Here is a 19424-nt window from a genome sequence, read left to right as displayed (position 1 = left end):
CATTGGCGACGCGGATTTTCGCATGGCTTGCGGCGCACTCCGCAAACGCGCGCCTCAACGCCAGCGCCAGGTCCAGATCAGGTCGACCGAATTTTCATAACCGGCCTGCGCGCGCAGCGTGAAGCGTTGGGCCAGCCGGTAGATCAACTGCCAGCTGCCGGCGGTGGCGTTCAGCCCGCGTTCATAGCCGACATAGACCTTGTCCGAGATCTGCTTGCCGAGGCTGACCACCGTCTCCTTGACTTCGCCATCGGTCTGGCGCAGCGACAACTCGTCGAGGCCGAGTGCGCGGCTGACCTTGTCGGTCGTGCTTTCGCCGTCGCCGGCGAGCAGCGCAAACGCCGCGCGCTGCAGCAGCGCCGTCTCGGCGCGGCCGGTGCCTTCGGTCGCGCGGCCGAGCACCAGCATCGACAGCTTGTCGATCTCCGACATCTCGGGTTCGGAGAACAGCTTGATGCGCAGGTTCGCGACATTGCCGGTGACGCGCACGCCGACCGTCACGTCGGTGTTGGTGTCGCCGCGCACCGCCTGGATGTCGAGCCGCGGGTTGTCGACCGGCCCGATAAAAATCACGCTGCCGCGGTCGATCTTCAGATTCTGTCCGTAGGCCTTGAACACGCCATCGACCGTCGACACCGTGCCGTTGACCGCCAGATTGCCGCCCGGCGATGTCACGTGCAGTTCGCCTTTCAGGCCGGTATTCAGACCGCGGCCCTTCAGCCGCAGGTTGCTGCCGAGGTCGACGCGCAGGTCGAGCGCCAGCGCACGCGCTGCGGCCGACTGCTTCTTCGGTTCCTTCGGCGGCGGCTTCTCGTCGCCGCTGCGCGACTTGACCTCAATGATCTTGCCGTCCGGGCCGCGCTCGGCGCGGATCACCGTGACATCGTCCGAAAGGCTGGGCGCGCCGCCGCGGGTGAAATCGATCAGCCCTTCGTCGACCTTGAACTTGCCGTCGAGCGCGATCTTCTTCTCGCCGAGGTTCAGTTCGCCCTGGCCGCTGGCGACGATCCGGCGATCGACGCGGCCGAGCAGCTGGAAGCGATCCGCCTTCAGTCGCAGATTGGCTTTCGGCGTTGCGCCGAGCTGGGCATTGCCCGTCAGCGACACGGTGCCGTCGCCGGCGCGTGCGGTGAAGGTCTCGATGCGGGCGGTTTCGCCTTTCAGCGTCACCGCGATCTGGCCGTCGGTGACGTTGACGCCTTCTACAAAATTGCGCGCGGTGATGTTGCTGCCGCGCAGCTGACCGGTGATTTCGGGAGCGCCGATGCGTCCGCCGAAGCTGGCACTGGTGTGCAGGCTGCCGTCGAGCCGCCAGCCGGTCGGCACCCACGGCCCCCAGGTCGAGAGTTTTTCGACCCGCAACTCGACGACGCCTTCGAGCGGCGTGCCGGCATCGGGCCAGGCGGTTGGCGAGCCGGTGCGCGCGACCAGCGCGCCGGAGGCGACACCGAGCGTCGAGCCGGCGAGCGCCAAGGTCGTATTCCAGACGCCGTCGCGGGCGTCGAGTGCGACGCGCAGGTCGCTCAGGCCCAGTTGCTGCACATTGGTGCCTTCGGTGACGCTGAGGTCACCGCTCTTGCGGTCGATCACGATATCGGCACGCAGCGCCGGATTGCTGCGCACCGAAAAAGCGCCACCAACACGAAGATCGCCGCCCCAGCCGAAATCAGGCTGGAATCGCGCCAGCAGCGGCGCCACCGCGATCGGATCGAGCGTCGCCTCGACGTCGATTCTTGGCGGCACGGCGGCCCGGCCCTTTGCGGCCGGCGCGCCGGCCTGCACCTCGACACGGCTCCAGCGCAAGGTCGCGACGGTCGGGCCGGCCTGCATCTCGAGGCGGCCCGGTTGCAGGCTCAGCGTCGGTGCGGCGCCGGACCAGCGCGTCGTCAGGCCGAGGTCGTCGCCGCGAACCGCCAGCGCAGCGTCGGGGTTGGCGCCGCTGCGCAGCCGCAGTTCGTCGATGCGGCCGCGCCAGCCATTGGCCGACGGCACGGCATTGCGCGCGGTGATGCCGGTGACGTCGAGCAGCCCGCCGCTGGCGCGCAGCCGTGCACTGGTCGGCGCCGGCCCGCCGGTCGGGATTGCCGCCGGCTTGCCGGCCTTCGCCACAGCGGTCGTTGCTCCGGTCAGCGCATCGGTCCAGGCCGGCGGCAACATGCTGCTGTCGGCGCTCAGTTCGATCCGGTGCTCGCGGGCGGTGCCCGACAGCTTCAGGTCGGCCCGTTCGACCGCTGCCGCGGCGGTGACCAGGCCAGCGATGTCTGCCTTCAAATCGACCGGCGAATCGGGGCTGGTGCCGAGCTTCCAGTCGACATCGGCCCGCGTGACCGACAGATCGGGAATCTTCAGCCCGCGCGCGGCGAGGCGGCCATCGGTGCGCAGCGACGGCCAGCGGCCGTTCACTTCCGCCTTCGCCGTCACGCTGCCAGCCAGCGCCGGTGCGGCCGGCTTGGCGCCGCCCTTCGCGACGCCGCCTGCCGGCAGGCCGAGCAGGCGTGCCGCATCGGCCAGTTCGCCCAGCGCCGGCGCGTCGATGTCGAGTTCGAGCCGGTCGGCCGCCGGACGGTCGGCCCGGGTGCGCAAGGCGGCCTTCACGCGGTTGCTGCCGCTGCGCAATGCGACGTCGGCAGCTGCGATGCCGGGGCCGGGAATCGCGCCATCGACATTCAATCCGGCCTGGCCCTCGATCGCGATGCCGGCAAACTGGCTCGGCTGCAGCGTCAGCGCCGCCTTGCCACGCAGCGTCGCGAGCACCGCGTCGAGCGCGGCGAGGCCTTGCCGCACCGGATCGGCCGAGCCGGCTGCCGATGGCTTCTTCTCGCTGGCCGCGGCTGGCTGCGGCAACAGTTGCAGGTCGACATCGGCAGTCGCATTGATCCGGCTGCGGCCGCGCCGCCAGCCGGCGGCATCGGCGCTTGGCAGCCACGGCCGAGGGTCGAACTCCTTCATCCGCAGTTCGGCATCGACACGCAACGGCGCATCGGCCTCGTCGCGCCTCAGCTTGCCGTCGATGCGGACATCGGCACCGGCGGCGTCGATCTGCGCCTGCTTGATATCGAGCTGCAGCTGGCCGGCCGGACCGCTGCGCATTGCCGCGTCGAGGTCGACTGCGAGGCTGCGGCTGGTGCTGCCGGCCGCGGTTCCGGTTTTCTGTGCCGGCTTGCCAAAGGCTTCCGCCTCGGCGGCGATGTCGATGCTGCCGCGCAACTTGGCCCGCGTGTCGACGTGCAGCATTGCATCGTCGCCGGTCGGTGCCGGGCCGCCGGCAGCCGCGGCCGCCGGCAGCCGGCCGTCGACATTGATCGGGCCGGACAAGCTCATCACCGGTGCGCGCGCATCGAGACGCGCAGGCAGCAGCTTGTCGAGCACCGCCTCGACGCTGAATTTGCCCTGGTCGAATTCGCCTTTGCCGCTGATGCGGCCAGCCGGCAGGCTGGCCGAGCCGAGTTCGGCAACAAAGCGGCGGATACTCGCAACCTGCGGCGCATCGGGCCGAGCCTGCAGATCGAGCTGCAGCTCGCGCAACGGCAGCCGCTTAGCGTTCCACATGCCGGCCTCGCGGTTGGCGAGCCGGATGTCGGCTTTGGCCGGCTTGTCGAGCCCGGCCGTCTCGACCTTGGCCGAGCCAGTCAGCGCGGTTTTCGGCAGCTCGCTGCTGAACATCGCGAGGTCGAGGTCTTTCGTGCGCGCCTCGAGGTCGGCCAGCGGCCACGGCTCGAATGGCTGCAGCACCGCCTGCGCCTGCAGCAGCTCGCGGCCATCGCCGCTGGCGCTGGCATCGAGGGTCGGCTTGCGCAGCGGGCCATTCAGCGCCAGCCGCGCAACCCAGTCGTCGAACGGAATCGCAGACTCCGTTGCCGCCGTTGCCGCACCGGACGGGCCGAGCTGCAACTGGCTGTCGAGCACCATTTCGCCGTCGCTGCCGACCTTCAGCGAACCCTTCACGCGGAACTGGTCCCATTCGACGTTGTCGATTTGCACCTGGTGCTGCCTGCCCGAATCGGCCGCCAGATCGATGCTGCCGCGCAGATCGCGCACCGGCTTGTCGCCGAGTGCGGCAGTGCGGAATTCGCCGATGTCGAGCGCATCGATCTTCACCGTCAGCGGCAGTTTCAGGTGCTCGGGCGCGGTCAGCGGCTCGTCCTTCTTCGGCGTGTCGTCCGGAATCAGTTCGGCGGCGCGCGCACTGAGCTTTTCGATGTCGACGGCGACCCAATGGCCGTCGAGCGGTGAACGCCTGATGCGCAAGTCCTGCCAGGCCGGCTCGATCAGGATCAGCCGGCCATTCGCGCCGATCTTCAGTTCGAGGCGGTCGGCCGAGAAGTCGCCGAGCAGCGAGCCCTTGACTCCCTTCAACGTCAACCCAGGCACCTGGCCGAGCAGCCACGAACTGCCAGCCTCCGAGCGCAGCCCGAGCCACAGGCCGACCGGCACCGCGATCACCAGCAGCAGCACGACGGCGATCAGCCACAACAAGCCGCGGCGCAGACGCCGGCCGCGGCTGCGCCGCGGCGCGGCCGGCTTGCCGGCGGGCTGCTGCGGTGCGGGTGTTGGCGGCTCGGTTGCGATGGCGGGTCTCCTGTCTGCGCTGCCGTCAGAAAGCGACGCCGACACTCAGGTGGAAGCGGAATTTGCGCAATTCCTCGGCGTAGGCGAGGTCGAGCCGCAACGGCCCGACCGGGCTGCGATAACGCACGCCGGTGCCGTAACCGAACACCGGGCGCAACTGGCCCCATTTGTCGGCGGCGTGGCCGGCGTCGACGAACAGCGCCCACCAGACCTGCGGCAATTTGCGGCTGACCGGTCGCGCGACTTCGCCGCTGGCGGTCATCAGCACCCGCCCGCTCGACACCGCGCCGTTCAGCAGTGGGCCGAGGCTGCGGTAGGCATAACCGCGCACCGAGTCGTCGCCGCCGGCGCGGAACAGCAGGGTGTCCGGCACGCCGACCCGGTCGCCGGCGAAGACCTGGGCGAGCTCGAGCCGCGCGCTGCCGAACCAGGTGCTGCCGATCGGGCGGAAGCCGGTCAGCCGGCCCTTCAGCCGGCCGAACGAGCCATTTTCCAGCGCGTCGGCCCAGGCATATCCGACCGCGCTTTCGATGTTTGCGGCCCAGCCCTTGGTCGGCAGCAGCACATCGTCGAGGTCGCGCCAGATCCAGTGGTAGTTGCCCGACAGCGCGCGGCTGCGCAGCGTGGTGCCCGCCGTCTCGGCGCTCGCCTGCTGCATCTCGAGGTAGATCAGGCGGTCGATGCGTTCGGTCTCGACGGCCCGACCGATCCGCAGCTTGGCCGCCTCGGTGATCGTGCCGGCGGCTTCTTCCTTGCTCAGGCTGCCGCCGATCAGGTTGCGCCAGCCGCCGGGCAGCGGGTGCGAGCTGAGGTCGCCCTGCCACGACTGGTTGACACGGCCGAGTTCGATCTTGTTCTTCGACGTCCACTGGTGGCCGAAGAAGGTGCGGCCGAAGACGCGCCGATGCGTATGCTCCACCGTGATCCGCTCGCCGGTCTGATCGGCATAACCGACGCCGAGCGTGACCTGCTGCAGCGGTTGTTCGCGCACCCGCGCGGTCACCGGCGCGGCAGCCGCGAATGCCGCATCCGGTTCGATCGCGACGACAGCGCCTTCGAACAGCCCGCTGCGCAGCAGCCGGTCCTGCGTGTCGAGCAGCGCCTTTTCGCTGTAGCGCTGGCCGGGCCTGAAAGTCGCGAGGTTGATCACGTCGGATTCGCGGTAGTTCTGCAGCCCCTCGACGCGAATCTCGCCGAAGTGGAACAGCGGGCCGCTGTCAGCCAGCCCGTACAGCGACGCGCTGTTGCGATCGGCGTCGATTCGCGCCGACGTGGTCTCCCAGTTGGCGGTCGGGTAGCCGTCGATGCGCAGCACCGTCAATGCGTCGCCCTTGGCGCCGTCCCATGCCGATTGCGTGAACGGCTCGCCGGGTTTGAGTTTCCATTGGCTGCGCATCTCGGCGATCGTTGCCCGTGCCAGCGGATCGTTGGCCTGCGCCGCCTCCTTCAGATGGCCTTTTGCCTCCAGCTCGACTTCGCGGACGATGGTTCGCGGCCCGGGTTCCAGCGTGACCACCACCTGCGGCAGGCCGTCCTTGGCGACGCCGTCGCGACGCGCACTCGCTTGCGAATTGAAATAACCCTGGGTTTCGACCAGGCTGCGCGCCTGCGCCGGCGCGCCGGCGATCAGCCGGTCGAGTTCGGCCGGCGTGATCGCCTCCGATTCGGGTGCACGGCGAAAGCGCGCGAGGTCGAGGTATTCGCTGAGCAGGTCTTCCTGGTCCGACGGGGCCACCACCTTCAGGTGGTACATCTCGCGCAGTTTCTGCGGCTGCTGCGCCGCCGGCGCGGCCTCGTCCTTTTTCTTGCTCCATGGCAGCGACGAGCAGCCGCCGAGCGCCAGCATCACGCAGGCGGTGAGCAGGGCGCGGCAGATGCGGCTCATTTGCTGAGCATTCGCATCGCGCCTTCGAGCCCTTGCAGGGTCAGTGGGAACATGCGCTGGTTCATCAACTGCTGGACCACCGCGATGCTTTGGCGATAACCCCAGACGCCCTGCGGTTCGGGGTTGATCCAGGCAAATTTCGGAAAGGCGTGGGTCAGCCGTTGCAGCCACTCGGCACCGGCTTCCTCGTTGTTGTATTCGACGCTGCCCCCGGGTTGCAGGATCTCGTAGGGGCTCATCGTCGCATCGCCGACGAAGATCAGCTTGTAGTCCTTGTTGTATTTGCGGATCACGTCCCAGGTGCTGAATTTCTCGCTGTAGCGGCGGCGGTTGTTGCGCCACATGAAGTCGTAGACGCAGTTGTGGAAATAGTAGAACTCGAGGTGCTTGAATTCGGCCTTCGCGGCGCTGAACAGTTCCTCGACACGGTGGATGTGTTCGTCCATCGTGCCGCCGACATCCATCAGCAGCAGCACCTTGACCTTGTTGTGGCGCTCCGGAACCATCTTGATGTCGAGGTAGCCGGCATTGGCCGCGGTGCTGCGGATCGTGTCGTCGAGGTCGAGTTCCTCTGCCGAACCCTCGCGCGCGAAGCGGCGCAGCCGGCGCAGCGCGACCTTGATGTTGCGGGTGCCGAGTTCGAGGTTGTCGTCGTAGTCCTTGAACTGGCGCTGGTCCCAGACCTTCACGGCGCTGCGGTTGCGGCCGCGGTCCTGGCCGATGCGGATGCCCTGCGGGTTGTAGCCGTAGGCGCCGAACGGGCTGGTGCCGCCGGTGCCGATCATCCGGCTGCCGCCTTCGTGGCGGTGTTTCTGTTCCTCGAACCGCTTCTTCAGGGTTTCCATCAGTTCGTCCCAGCCCATCTTCTCGATCTTCGCCTTGTCCTCAGGGCTCAGTTCGAGCTCGAGTTTTTTCTGCAGCCAGTCAAGCGGGATGTCCTGGCTGAAATCGGCGAGCAGCTCGACACCCTTGAAATAGGCGGCGAATGCACGGTCGAACTTGTCGAACTGCGCCTCGTCCTTGACCAGCGAGGTGCGGGCGAGGTAGTAGAACTTGTCGACCGACGGCCCGCCGCCGTCATCGATGACGCCGGCCTGCAAGGCCTCGAGCAGCATCAGGTACTCCTTCACGGAGACCTTCAGCTTGGCAGCGCGCAGGGTGAAGAAAAAATTGATCAGCATCACGAAGGCGGGGTTCAGGATGGATACGCACCGAGGGTAGCGGTTCCATCGCACCGGCGGATAAAACGTACAACGCTGCCGAGTATCACTCGGCCGACCGTTTGAACGGAATGCTCGGCCATGCGGGAGGCGGATCGCGAAGGGCTGCCGCGAGTCGCCCGCTTCAGGCCCGCGGCTGCTCGAGCTGCCAGCGCAGGTGCGTGCGCACTGCCGGCCACTCGCTGCGGATGATGCTGTAGACGCAGGTGTCGCGCAGACTGCCGTCGGCGCCGAGCTGGTGGCTGCGCAGGATGCCGTCGAGCTTCGCACCGAGCCGCTCGATGCCGCGCCGGCTCTGGCGGTTGAAGAAGTGGGTGCGGAACTCGACCGCGATGCAGTCGAGCGTGTCGAATGCATGGGTCAGCAGCATCAGCTTGCATTCGGTATTGACCGCGCTGCGCTGCACGCGCCGTGCATACCAGGTGCTGCCGATCTCGACACGGCGGTTCGCCGCATCGATGTTCATGAAGGTCGTCATGCCGACCGGCCGCTCGTTGGTATCGAGCACGGTGAATGGCAGCATCGTGCCGGCCTCGCGCAGCCCGAGCCGACGCTCGATCTCCGCTGCCATCCCTTCCGGCGACGGCACCGCGGTGTACCAGAGTTTCCACAGTTCGCCGTCGGCGCTCGCTTCGGCCAGGCCTTCGGCATGGGCGGCCTCGAGCGGCACCAGCGAGGCATGGCTGCCGCGCAGGCTGGTCGGAGTGGTGAACGGCGACACCATTTCGCCTCCGCGCTGCGCTCAGCGGTTGTGTTTTTGCATGAAGACGAGCTTCTCGAACAGGCTGACGTCCTGCTCGTTTTTCAGCAGCGCGCCGACCAGCGGCGGCACGCTGACCTTCTCGTCCTTGCTCTGCAGCACGTCGAGCGGAATGTCCTCGGCGACCAGCAGCTTCAGCCAGTCGAGCAGCTCGGAGGTTGACGGCTTCTTCTTCAGCCCGGGCAGGTTGCGCACCTCGTAGAAGCGCTTCAGCGCCGCGCCGAGCAGTTCCTTGCGCAGGCCGGGGAAGTGGACCTCGACGATGCTGCCCATCGTCTCGGCATCGGGAAAACGGATGTAGTGGAAGAAACAGCGGCGCAAGAAGGCATCTGGCAGTTCCTTCTCGTTGTTCGACGTGATGAAGACCAGCGGCCGGTGCGCGGCGCGCACCAGTTCGCGCGTCTCGTAGACGTAGAACTCCATCCGGTCGATCTCGCGCAGCAGGTCGTTCGGGAATTCGATGTCGGCCTTGTCGATCTCGTCGATCAGCAGCACCACCGGCTTGTCGGCGGTGAAGGCCTGCCACAACACGCCCTTGACGATGTAGTTGTGAATGTCGCGGACGCGTTCCGAACCCTCGATGCCGGCCAGCTGGCTGTCGCGCAGCCGACTCACCGCGTCGTATTCGTACAGGCCCTGCTGCGCCTTCGTCGTGCTCTTGATGTGCCATTGCAGCAACGGCATGTCGAGCGCCTGTGCGACCTCCTCGGCAAGCATCGTCTTGCCGGTGCCGGGTTCGCCCTTGACAAGCAGCGGGCGCTGCAGCCGGATGGCTGCATTGACTGCCAGCATCAGGTCGTCGGTGGCGACGTAGTTGTCCGATCCTTGAAACTTCATGGGCGTCGATCTGCGTTCTCGGGCAAACCAGTATAAGCGGGCCCCTATAATCGAAGGTTGTCCCCAAGGCCCGCCCCGACCTTCATGAACAAACTGATCCTGACTGCCGCCGCCATCGCCTCTTTTCATGTATTTGCACAGCCGGCGTTCGCGCAGGATGCGCAGGCCGGCGAGAAGAAGGCCGCCATGTGCATCGGATGCCATGGCATCCCTGGCTACCAGGCGAGTTTTCCCGAGGTCCACAAGGTGCCGATGATCAGCGGGCAGAACGCGAAATACATCGTCGCGTCGCTCGAAGCCTACAAGAAGGGTGACCGCAAGCACCCGACGATGGACGCGATCGCGCAGAGCCTGAGCGAGCAGGACATGGCCGATCTGGCGGCCTTCTACGAAGGCCACGGCAAGGCGCCGCAGAATGCCGGCAAGCCGGCGCAGCCGTCGCCCGAAGTGGCCGAGCTGCTGAAGAAGGCCAACTGTGCGTCGTGCCACGGCGAGGACTACAACAAGCCGATCGACCCGAGTTATCCGAAGATCGCCGGCCAGCATGCCGACTACCTGTATGTCGCGCTGAAGGCCTACCACACCAGCAACAACCGGCTGATCGGCCGCAACAACGCGATCATGGCCGGCATGGCGAAGCTCTATACGCTGTCCGAACTGAAAAAGATCTCCAAGTACCTGGCTTCGCTCGACGGCGACCTGCGCACCGTGCCGGAATCGCGTTTTCGCTGATCCGCGCCGCTGAAATCAGCACAAAGCCGCTGCCTGCAGCGGCTTTTTTGTGTCCGCCCCGGCTTCGGGCGGCCTACAGTTGGGCGGCGGGAGGTCGAAATCCGCCGCACGATGCTGAAAAAAATCCGGGTTGACCAAGTGCGCCTTGGCATGCACCTGCAGTCCCTGTGCGGCGCATGGCTGGAACATCCGTTCTGGAAAACCCAGTTCATCCTCAGCGACCCGGCCGACCTGCACAAGCTGCGCAGCAGCGGTGTGCAGGAATGCTGGATCGACGCGGCCAAGGGTCTGGACGTTGCCGAGTCGCGGCCGGCCGGGGCCGCGCCACTGCGGGCCGGACATCGCGCAGATTCAGCGGCGTACGGCCCGGGCTTGTCGTCGCCACCACCCGGCGGCGATGATGCCGTTGCGCAGCGGCCGCCGCCGGTGCCAGACTCGTTCGCCGCCGAGGCACAACGTGCCGGCGAACTGGTCGGACAGGCAAAGCAGCTCGTCACCTCGCTGTTTGCCGAGGCGCGGATGGGCAAGACGCCCGATGTCAGCGGCTGTGCCGACCTCGTCAACGAGGTCACGTCGTCGGTCTGGCGCCATCCGGATGCGATGCTGAGCCTGGCGCGGCTGAAGACCCACGACGACTACACCTACATGCATTCGGTCGCGGTCTGTGCGCTGATGGTCGCGCTGGCACGGCAGATGAACCTCGGCTTCGACGCTGCGCGCGAAGCCGGCATGGCCGGGCTGTTGCACGACATGGGCAAGGTCGCGATGCCGCTCGATGTGTTGTCGAAACCCGGCAAGCTGACCGACGACGAATTTGCGCTGATGCGCAGCCACCCCGAGCGCGGCCACGCAATGCTGCTGGCCAAGGTGGTCGAGGTCGATCGCTCGCTCGGCGACGTCACCGACGGCGTGCTCGATGTCTGCTTGCACCACCATGAACGCGTCGACGGCAAGGGTTATCCGCATGGCCTGACCGGAGACCGCATCAGTCGGCTCGCGAAGATGGGCGCGGTCTGCGATGTCTACGACGCGATCACGTCGAATCGGCCGTACAAGGCGGCATGGGATCCGTCCGAATCGATCGGCAAGATGGCGTCGTGGCGCAACGGGCATTTCGACGACGAGATCTTCCAGGCCTTCGTGCGAAGCATGGGCATCTATCCGATCGGTTCGCTGGTGCGAATGGAATCCGAGCGGCTCGCGGTGGTGATCGAGCAGAGCCCGGCGGCGATCACCCGGCCGAAGGTCAAGGTGTTCTTTTCGGCGCGGACCCGGCTGCCGATCCGGCTCGAGGTGCTGGACCTCAGCGATCCGGCTTGCACCGACCGCATCAGCGGTCGCGAATCGAACAAGGTCTGGAATTTCCCGCACCTCGAGAGCCTGTGGGCGAGCGCAGACCTGCTGCGCAAGATGGGCCGCGGCTGAGGCCAGTGCGGGTTGCCGGCCTGCGACAATCGGACCGAACCGACCTCGCAGACCGCCGCCTCGCCGCCCGGTGAGGGGCTCCATCCTTTCGAAAGCTGACCCCATGAGTCAACCGGACATCGACTTCGACAAGATCGACCGCGCCGCGCTGCCGGCGCTGCTGCGCTCGATGCCGAAGGCCGAGCTGCACATCCACATCGAGGGCTCGCTCGAGCCCGAACTGATCTTCGCGCTGGCGCAGCGCAATGGCGTCGAACTCGCATACCCGGATGTCGAAAGCCTGCGCGCGGCATATGCCTTCACCGACCTGCAGAGTTTTCTCGACATCTATTACGCCGGCGCCAGCGTGCTGCTGAAGGAGCAGGATTTCTTCGACATGGCGATGGCCTATTTCGAGCGTGCGGTCGCCGACAACGTCGTCCATGCCGAGCTGTTTTTCGATCCGCAGACCCACACCGATCGCGGCGTCGCATTCGAGACGGTGATCGACGGGTTGAGCCGGGCCTGTGCCACGGCGCAGCGCGAGCTCGGCATCAGTTCGGCGTTGATCATGTGTTTTCTTCGCCATCTCAGCGAAGAGGCCGCATTCGAGACACTCGAGCAGGCGCTGCCGTTTCGCGACCGCATCACCGGCGTCGGCCTCGACAGCAGCGAACGCGGCCATCCGCCGGAAAAATTCGCCCGCGTCTTCGCCCGCTGCCGCGACCTCGGGCTGCGGCTGGTCGCCCATGCCGGCGAGGAGGGGCCGCCGGCCTATGTCTGGAATGCACTCGATCTGCTGCAAGTCGAACGCATCGACCATGGCGTTCGCAGCATCGAGGATCCGGACCTGATGAAGCGGCTGGCAAAAGAGCAGGTGCCGCTGACGGTCTGTCCGTTGTCGAATGTCAAGCTGTGTGTCTACAAGACGATGGCCGAGCATCAGCTGCCGGCGCTGCTCGATGCCGGCTTGATCGCGACGATCAATTCCGACGACCCGGCCTATTTCGGCGGCTACATCAACCAGAATTTCACCGAAACCTTCGCCGCGCTGCCGCAGCTCGGTGCGCGCGAGGCCTACCTGCTGGCGCTGAACAGCTTCCGCGCGAGCTTCGTCGACGAAGCCGCGCGGCGGCCGTGGGTCGAGGCACTGGACCGGGTCTTTGCCGACGCCTGAAGTCGCATCGGCCGCCGTCAGCGTGGCGACGGCAGCGCCGGCGGCGGCTTGTTGCCGTCCTTGCGCAACAGCAGCACCGCCGCCGTCAACAGGCCGGCGACCAGCAGCGCCAACCCGGCGCCGATCGCCCACAGCGTCCAGACCAGCCACGGCGCGGCATTGCTGAGCCCGGCCAGCAGGCCCTGGGCCAGATCGAGCAGAAACTGCAGCAGCGTCTGCCAGCCGGGCAGCCAGCGGTCGAGTTCGTCACGGTAAGGCCATTGGTCGGCCAGCGATTTCAGATCCTGGAAATCGGCGGGCTGCATCGCCAGCAGGTGGGCGATGCCCCAGCAGGCGAGTGACCACAGGCCGATGCACAGCAGCGCGATCGCCCAGATCAACAGCAACATCGGTCAGTCTCCGGGTCGGGGTTTGCGGAACGAACTTTAAGGCAAAGACACGCGCCGGCTTGCAATGCCGGCAGCATCGGGCAAGGTGCGGCAGTCTCGCCGGACGCATCTTTCGGCCCCGGCTCATGCGGTGCCGAAGGCATACTGACGCTGTTTTTTGCAGAGCCGCCGATGCTGCCCATCCAGATTCAATCACCGGCCGATGTGGCCGCCGTCGAAGCCGCCGCGCAGCGGATCGATACCGTTTGCGCTGGCGCGAACATCCGCTGGCATCGCTGGGGCAGCGGGGCGCAGACCACGTTGCTGCTGCACGGCGGAGCCGGCAGCTGGACCCACTGGGTGCGCAACATCGGCGCGCTGGTCGACGCCGGGCGCTGCGTGCTGGCGCCGGACCTGCCGGGTTTCGGCGCATCCGAGCGTCCGGTGACCGGCGAGGATGCCGATGCGATCGCGCCGTTGATCGAAGACGGGCTGCAGCAACTGATCGGCGATGCAGCCTGCGATGTTGTCGCGTTTTCGTTTGGCGGCATCGTTGCCAGCTTTCTTGCCGCTGCGCAGCCGCGGCGGCTGCGCCAGCTGGTGCTGGCCGGTGCACCGGCGCTCAGCGTCGAACCGGTCTCCAGGCTCGGCCTGCGTCAGTGGGTGCATCTGCCGGCCGGCGAAGAACGGAATCGGCTGCACCGCTACAACCTGCGGCAGATGATGCTCGCGCGCGACGAGTCGGTCGATGAACTGGTGGTCTGGCTGCACGACACCAACATCGTCCGCGACCGGATGCCGCGCCGCCGGCTGGCCCATACCGATGCGATCTGGCAGCTGCTGCCGCGGATCGGCTGCCCGTTGTCCGGCATCTGGGGTGGCGCCGACCGGCTTTACGAGGGCAGGATGGGCCTGATCGACGACGCATTGCAACGCGCGCCCGATTTCCGCTCGCTGGCCATGCTGCCCGGCGCCGGTCACTGGGTCCAGTTCGAGGACGCTGCGGCATTCAACGAGACATTGGCGGCAACGCTCGCCGCCGGCGCGCCGATTCAGTCGGCGAGCAATGCCGCCGCTGCACCGAAGGCATAGGCATCCATGCCGAGCGCGCCATAGGTGACGCTGTCGTGCAGCCGCAGCGGTGCGGCATCGGCGCCGCCAGCGCCGGCTGCGACATACCACGGCAGCAGGTGTTCGTCGCTCGGATGCATGTCGACGGCATGCGGCGCCTGCCGGCGGTAGTCGAACAGCGCCGTCCAGTCGCGCTGTGCGCTGCGCTCGGCAAACCAGTCGCGAAAGGCGCGGCTTTGCGGGATCTCCGGCCGATCGGGATCGGCGCGGATGCCGCCGGCGAAAACGCGTTGCAGGTTGTGCGTGATGCTGCCGCTGCCGAGCACCATCACGTTGTCGTCGCGCAGCGGCGCCAGCGCCTGGCCGAGATCGAATTGCGCCTGCGGCGGCTGACTCGGCACGAAGGCGAGCGGCAATACTGGAATTTCGGCCTGCGGGAACAGGTAGCGCAACGCCGTCCAGGCGCCATGGTCGAGCCCGCCCTGGTCAAGCTGCTGAACGGCCAGGCCGGCGTCGCCGAGCAGCGCGGCAACCCGCTTCCCCAGCGCCGGCGCGCCCGGTGCGTCGTAGCGCATCTCGAACAGCCGCGGATCGAACGGGCCGAAATCGTGGATCGCCTGGTGCCGGGCGGCCGCCAGCATCACCGGCACGCGAGCCGAGGTGTGGGCGGAGATGCTGACGATTGCCGCCGGCGCGCCGAAACGGGCCCGCCAGCGCTCACCAAGCGCCTGCAAAAACGCACCGGCCGCGCCGGGTTCGAGCGCGATCATCGGCGAGCCGTGGGAGACGAACAGCGCGGGTACGGTCTGGGCAGCGGATGTCATCTGACGATTGGGCCTGCGTCTGGCGCTCGGCGGATTCTGTCGATTTGCATGCTGGCTGCAGATTTTGCCGCTGCCGGCTGCGTCCGCAGCGGCCCCAGTCCGGCGTGGGTTGGCAGCCTTCGTGTAAGGTCGCGCCGATGAATGTCGAGGCAGCCCATCCGGTATCGGTGTTGAAGGTTTCGGTCTGGCGCCTGGCCTGGCAGCAGCTCAGGCGCGACTTCCGTGCCGGCGAGCTGCGGCTGCTGATCGTCGCGGTGACGCTGGCGGTTGCCGCATTGACCGCGGTCGGATTTTTTGCCGACCGGCTGAATACCGGCCTGGCCCGCGATGCCCGCCAGCTGATGGGCGGCGACGCGATCCTGTCGAGCGACAAGCCGGCGCCAGCGCAGTTTGCCGAGAAGGCGCAATCACTCGGGCTGCAGGTGGCCACCTCGACCAGTTTTCCGAGCATGGGCCGCGCCGATGTCGCACAGGGTGGCGCGACCCGGCTGGTCGCGGTGAAGGCGGTCAGCGACAACTATCCGCTGCGCGGCAAGCTGCAGTTGTCCGCCGGCACCGGCGGCGAAGGCGTGGCGGTCAAGGGTGCGCCGCAGCGAGGCACGGTCTGGGTCGACCCCGGCCTGCTCGACGCGCTCGGGCTGCGCGTCGGCGATCCGCTGCTGCTCGGCGACAGCCGGCTGCAGATTGCCCGTGCGATCCTGATCGAACCCGACCGCGGTGCCGGTTTCATGAGTTTTTCGCCGCGGGTGATGCTGAACCAGGCCGATCTGCCGGCGACCGGGCTGATCCAGCCGGCCAGCCGCGTCAGCTACCGGCTGGCCGTTGCATCACCGGCCAATGACGACCGGGTCGTCCGCCGCTTCACCGAATGGGCCGAAGTCGAGCTGAAATCCGGCAAGCTGCGCGGCGCTCGGCTCGAGTCGATGGCGTCCGGGCGGCCCGAGATGCGGCAGACGCTCGACCGGGCCGAAAAATTTCTCAATCTGGTGGCGCTGCTGGCGGCATTGCTTGCCGCCGTGGCGGTGGCGATCGCATCGCGCGACTTTGCCAGCCGCCACCTCGACGATTGCGCAATGCTGCGGGTGCTCGGCCAGTCGCAGCGGCAGATCGCCTGGCAATACCTGATCGAATTCGGCCTGGTTGGTTTGCTGGCCAGCCTGCTCGGCGTCGGAGCCGGCTTTGCGGTGCACCATGTCTTCGTCTGGCTGCTGTCCGGCCTGGTCGAATCCGCCTTGCCGGCAGCCACCTTCTGGCCGGCGCTGTTCGGCATCGGTGTCGGCCTGACGCTGCTGGTCGGATTCGGGCTGCCGCCGGTGCTGCAACTGGCGCGCGTGCCGCCGTTGCGGGTGATCCGCCGTGACGTCGGCGCGATCAAGCCGGCGTCGCTGGCGGTGCTCGGCGCAGGGCTGCTCGGATTCGTCGCATTGCTGATGGCGGTGTCGTCGGACCTGAAACTCGGCCTGATCGCGGTTGGCGGTTTTGCCGCTGCAGTCGGCTTCTTCGCATTGCTCAGCTGGGCCGCGGTCAGCCTGCTGCGTCGCGCGGTTCCCGAATCGCGTGCGCCGCGCTGGCTGGTGCTGGCGACCCGGCAGATCGCCGCCCGTCCGGCGTTTGCGGTGCTGCAGGTCTCGGCGCTCAGCGTCGGCCTGCTGGCGCTGGTGCTGCTGGTGCTGCTGCGCACCGACCTGATCGGCAGCTGGCGCCAGGCGACACCACCGGATGCGCCGAACCGCTTCGTGATCAATATCCAGCCGGACCAGGGCGAGGCCTTCCGCGCCCGGCTTGCGGCCGACGGCGTGACCCGCTACGACTGGTACCCGATGATCCGCGGCCGGCTGGTCGCGGTCAACGGCGAGGCGGTGCAGGGCGACCAACAATCGGACGAGCGGGCCCGCCGACTGGTCGAGCGCGAATTCAACCTCAGCCACGCGGCGCAACAACCCGAACACAACACGATCGTCGGCGGCCGCTGGGTCGCCGAAGAGCCGGGGGCGATCAGTGTCGAGGAAGGGCTGGCCGAGACGCTGGGGCTCAAACTCGGCGACACCTTGCGTTTCGACATTGCCGGCCAGCTCGTCGAGGGCCGCATCACCAGCCTGCGCAAGGTCGACTGGGCCTCGATGCGCGTCAATTTTTTCGTGATGTTCCCGACCGCGCAGTTGACCGATGTGCCGATCAGCTACATCGCCGCGTTCCGCGCGCCGGCCGCGCCGGCGGATGCGGCGCCGACTGCCAGTTTCGACAACCGGCTGACGCGTGAATTCCCGAACATCACCAATGTCGACGTCTCGGCGTCGATTGCGCAGGTGCAGCGCATCCTCGACCAGGTGATCCGCGCGGTCGAATTCCTGTTCGGCTTCACGCTGGCCGCCGGTCTGGTCGTGTTGTTCGCCGCTGTCACCGCGACCCGTGAGGCACGGGCGCGTGAATTTGCCGTGATGCGTGCGCTCGGCGCCAGCGGCAGCCTGCTGGCCAAGGTGCAGCGCGCCGAATTGCTCGGCATCGGCGCGCTGGCCGGCGTGCTGGCATCGCTGGCGGCGGCGGCGGTCGGCTGGGCGCTGGCGCGTTATGTCTTCGAGTTCAGCTGGAACGCCTCGCCATGGGTGCCGGTGCTCGGTGGCATTGCAGGCGCACTGCTGGCGCTGGCGGCCGGTTGGTGGGGGCTGCGCGAGGTGCTGCGCCGGCCGGTCGTGACGACGCTGCGGATGGCTGCCGAATAGGCGAATCGGCGGCCATCTCGTCGCCCGGAGGTCGGCTGCGCGGCATACTCCTCGCTGATGGAACATCAGGTGATACGGCCGTTGCGGATTCTGCACTTGGAAGACAGCGAGCTCGACCATGAGTTGATGCTCGCGCAGCTGCGCCGTGGCGGCATCGATCCCATTTCGCTTCGCGTCGATGGCGAGGCGGCATTCCTGCGCGCCGTGCAGCAGCCGTGGGATGCGATCATTTCCGACTACAACCTGCCCGGTTTTTCCGGGCTGGTCGCGCTCGACCTGTGGCGGGCCCAGGGCGGCGAGGTGCCGTTCATCCTCGTTTCCGGCGAAATCGGCGAGGAAACCGCGGTCGAGGCGATGCGCAACGGCGCCAGCGACTACCTGTTGAAAAGCAACCTGACGCGGCTCGCGCCGGCACTGCTCAGAGCGGTCGATGCCAACCTGATGCGCAAGGCGCGGGTGCGCGCCGACCTCGAGCTCGATGCGTCGAAGCAGCGGCTGCACGAACTCGCGCAGCACCTGCAGACCAGCATCGAACTGGAACGCACTGCGATCGCGCGCGAAATCCATGACGACGTTGGCGGCTCGCTGACCGCGGTCAAGTTCGACCTTGCCTGGCTGATCCGGCGCAGCGAGTCGGCCGAGGTGCGCGCGCGTGCCGAATCGGCGCTGGAAACGGTGATCTCGGCGATCGAATCGAGCCAGCGCATCATGCACAACCTGCGTCCGGCGATCCTCGAGCAGGGCCTGGTGGCCGCGCTGCAGTGGATGGCCGGTCGCTTCGAGCGGCGCACTGGCGTGCCGTGTGCCCTCCGGACGCCGGAACGGCTGCCGGTGCTGCCGGCCGGCGTGCCGCTGGTCGCCTACCGCACCGCGCAGGAGGCGCTGACCAACATCAGCAAACATGCGAATGCGAGCAAGGTGCAGATCGACCTTGCACATGCCGGCGGCGTGTTGTCGCTCGAGATCAGCGACAACGGGCGCGGCCTCAGCCAGCAGGATCTCGGCAAGGACCGCTCGTTCGGCATCCGCGGCCTGCATGAGCGGGCCCGTACCGTCGAGGGCTGGGTCGACCTGAGCAGCAGCAGCGCCGGCACGACGCTGATACTCTCGATTCCGTTGAACGATGTGGCGCAACGGTCGGCAGTGCCCGACCTGAGCATGCTGGGCAGCCACAACCTCGACCCGACCGGCTGGGGAGAAAACTGATGATCCGAGTGATGCTTTGCGACGACCATGCGCTGATCCGGCGCGGCATCCGCGATACCTTGTCCGATGCGCCGGACATCGAGGTCGTCGGCGAGGCCGGTGACTACGGCGAACTGCGCAGCCTGTTGCGCAGCGCCAGCTGCGACGTGCTGGTGCTCGACATCAACCTGCCCGGACGCAGCGGCCTCGACGTGCTGCATGTGCTGAAGGAGGAGGGCAATCCGGTCAAGGTGCTGGTCGTCTCGATGTATCCGGAAGACCAGTATGCGATCCGCGCGCTGCGGGCTGGCGCCTTCGGATATGTCAACAAGGGCGGCGATCCGGCGCTGATCGTCTCGGCGGTGCGCACGGTCTCACAGGGCCGCAAATATGTCACGCCGGAGATCGCGCAGATGCTGGTCGAGAGTCTGACGACGCCGGCCGACCAGGTTGCGCATGAAAAGCTGTCGGACCGCGAACTGCAGACGCTGGTGATGATCGCGTCGGGCAAACGGCTGTCCGACATCGCCGAGCAGCTGATGCTGAGCCCGAAAACCGTCAGCGTCTATCGCGCGCGGGTGCTGGAAAAACTCGGGCTGACGAACAACTCCGAGATGACCGTCTACGCGATCCGCCACGGCCTGGTGGGAGAGTGATCCCGGAACCGATCGG

The 19424-nt window shown here is 67.3% G+C and carries 14 protein-coding genes; 7 read left to right on the top strand and 7 right to left on the bottom strand.

Annotation, left to right across the window (positions count from 1 at the left end):
* Positions 1-54 precede the first annotated feature (54 nt).
* The 5 genes from ACNH6H_RS04745 to ACNH6H_RS04725 form a co-directional block, all read right to left on the bottom strand.
* Positions 55-4476: a translocation/assembly module TamB domain-containing protein gene (locus ACNH6H_RS04745; protein WP_418316071.1), complete on the bottom strand. Its 4422-nt coding sequence runs from the start codon at positions 4474-4476 to the stop codon at positions 55-57.
* 118 nt (positions 4477-4594) lie between these two features.
* Entirely contained in the window at positions 4595-6454 is a 1860-nt protein-coding gene (locus tag ACNH6H_RS04740) for an autotransporter assembly complex protein TamA (protein WP_418316069.1), read from the bottom strand.
* Positions 6451-7635, bottom strand: coding sequence for a vWA domain-containing protein (locus ACNH6H_RS04735; protein ID WP_418316067.1), 1185 nt, complete (start codon positions 7633-7635; stop codon positions 6451-6453). Before ACNH6H_RS04735 ends, ACNH6H_RS04740 begins: the two co-directional genes overlap by 4 nt.
* Before the next feature lie 163 nt (positions 7636-7798).
* Complete coding sequence (locus tag ACNH6H_RS04730; protein WP_418316066.1) at positions 7799-8398, bottom strand: GNAT family N-acetyltransferase; 600 nt, start codon at positions 8396-8398, stop codon at positions 7799-7801.
* Between the two features lie 18 nt (positions 8399-8416).
* On the bottom strand, positions 8417-9271 hold the full coding sequence (locus ACNH6H_RS04725) for an AAA family ATPase (RefSeq protein ID WP_418316065.1): 855 nt from the start codon (positions 9269-9271) through the stop codon (positions 8417-8419).
* An 84-nt stretch (positions 9272-9355) separates the two neighbouring features.
* Here ACNH6H_RS04725 and ACNH6H_RS04720 point away from each other — a divergent pair, with 84 nt between their 5' ends.
* From ACNH6H_RS04720 to ACNH6H_RS04710, 3 genes are all read left to right on the top strand, one after another.
* Entirely contained in the window at positions 9356-10003 is a 648-nt protein-coding gene (locus ACNH6H_RS04720) for a c-type cytochrome (protein ID WP_418316063.1), read from the top strand.
* A 111-nt stretch (positions 10004-10114) separates the two neighbouring features.
* Positions 10115-11428 (top strand): HD-GYP domain-containing protein, encoded by a 1314-nt coding sequence (locus tag ACNH6H_RS04715; protein WP_418316061.1) that lies wholly within the window; start codon positions 10115-10117, stop codon positions 11426-11428.
* Positions 11429-11531: 103 nt separating this feature from the next.
* Complete coding sequence (locus tag ACNH6H_RS04710) at positions 11532-12584, top strand: adenosine deaminase (RefSeq protein WP_418316060.1); 1053 nt, start codon at positions 11532-11534, stop codon at positions 12582-12584.
* A 17-nt stretch (positions 12585-12601) separates the two neighbouring features.
* On the opposite strand, the gene ACNH6H_RS04705 is transcribed toward ACNH6H_RS04710, so the two are convergent.
* The gene (locus ACNH6H_RS04705) at positions 12602-12973 is read right to left on the bottom strand and encodes a hypothetical protein (RefSeq protein WP_418316059.1); all 372 of its coding nucleotides are present in this window, start codon (positions 12971-12973) and stop codon (positions 12602-12604) included.
* A gap of 171 nt (positions 12974-13144) precedes the next feature.
* Between ACNH6H_RS04705 and ACNH6H_RS04700 the strand changes: the two genes are divergently transcribed.
* Positions 13145-14044, top strand: a complete 900-nt coding sequence (locus ACNH6H_RS04700; protein WP_418316057.1) for an alpha/beta fold hydrolase — start codon at positions 13145-13147, stop codon at positions 14042-14044.
* Here ACNH6H_RS04700 and ACNH6H_RS04695 read toward each other — a convergent pair.
* The gene (locus ACNH6H_RS04695) at positions 14005-14847 is read right to left on the bottom strand and encodes a dioxygenase (RefSeq protein WP_418316055.1); all 843 of its coding nucleotides are present in this window, start codon (positions 14845-14847) and stop codon (positions 14005-14007) included. The two genes, ACNH6H_RS04700 and ACNH6H_RS04695, sit on opposite strands and share 40 nt — an antisense overlap.
* Before the next feature lie 137 nt (positions 14848-14984).
* Between ACNH6H_RS04695 and ACNH6H_RS04690 the strand changes: the two genes are divergently transcribed.
* From ACNH6H_RS04690 to ACNH6H_RS04680, 3 genes are read left to right on the top strand one after another with little or no spacing between them, the layout of a single operon-like run.
* Entirely contained in the window at positions 14985-17567 is a 2583-nt protein-coding gene (locus ACNH6H_RS04690; protein WP_418316053.1) for an ABC transporter permease, read from the top strand.
* Positions 17568-17624: 57 nt separating this feature from the next.
* Positions 17625-18773: a response regulator gene (locus ACNH6H_RS04685; RefSeq protein WP_418316052.1), complete on the top strand. Its 1149-nt coding sequence runs from the start codon at positions 17625-17627 to the stop codon at positions 18771-18773.
* Complete coding sequence (locus ACNH6H_RS04680; protein ID WP_418316050.1) at positions 18773-19408, top strand: response regulator; 636 nt, start codon at positions 18773-18775, stop codon at positions 19406-19408. Before ACNH6H_RS04685 ends, ACNH6H_RS04680 begins: the two co-directional genes overlap by 1 nt.
* Positions 19409-19424: the final 16 nt, after the last annotated feature.

This window comes from Pseudideonella sakaiensis (assembly GCF_048320135.1).
Lineage (GTDB): Bacteria > Pseudomonadota > Gammaproteobacteria > Burkholderiales > Burkholderiaceae_C > Ideonella_A > Ideonella_A sakaiensis_A.
Note: the sequence above shows the minus strand (reverse complement) of the source record. Positions and strands in the feature narration are given on the sequence as shown.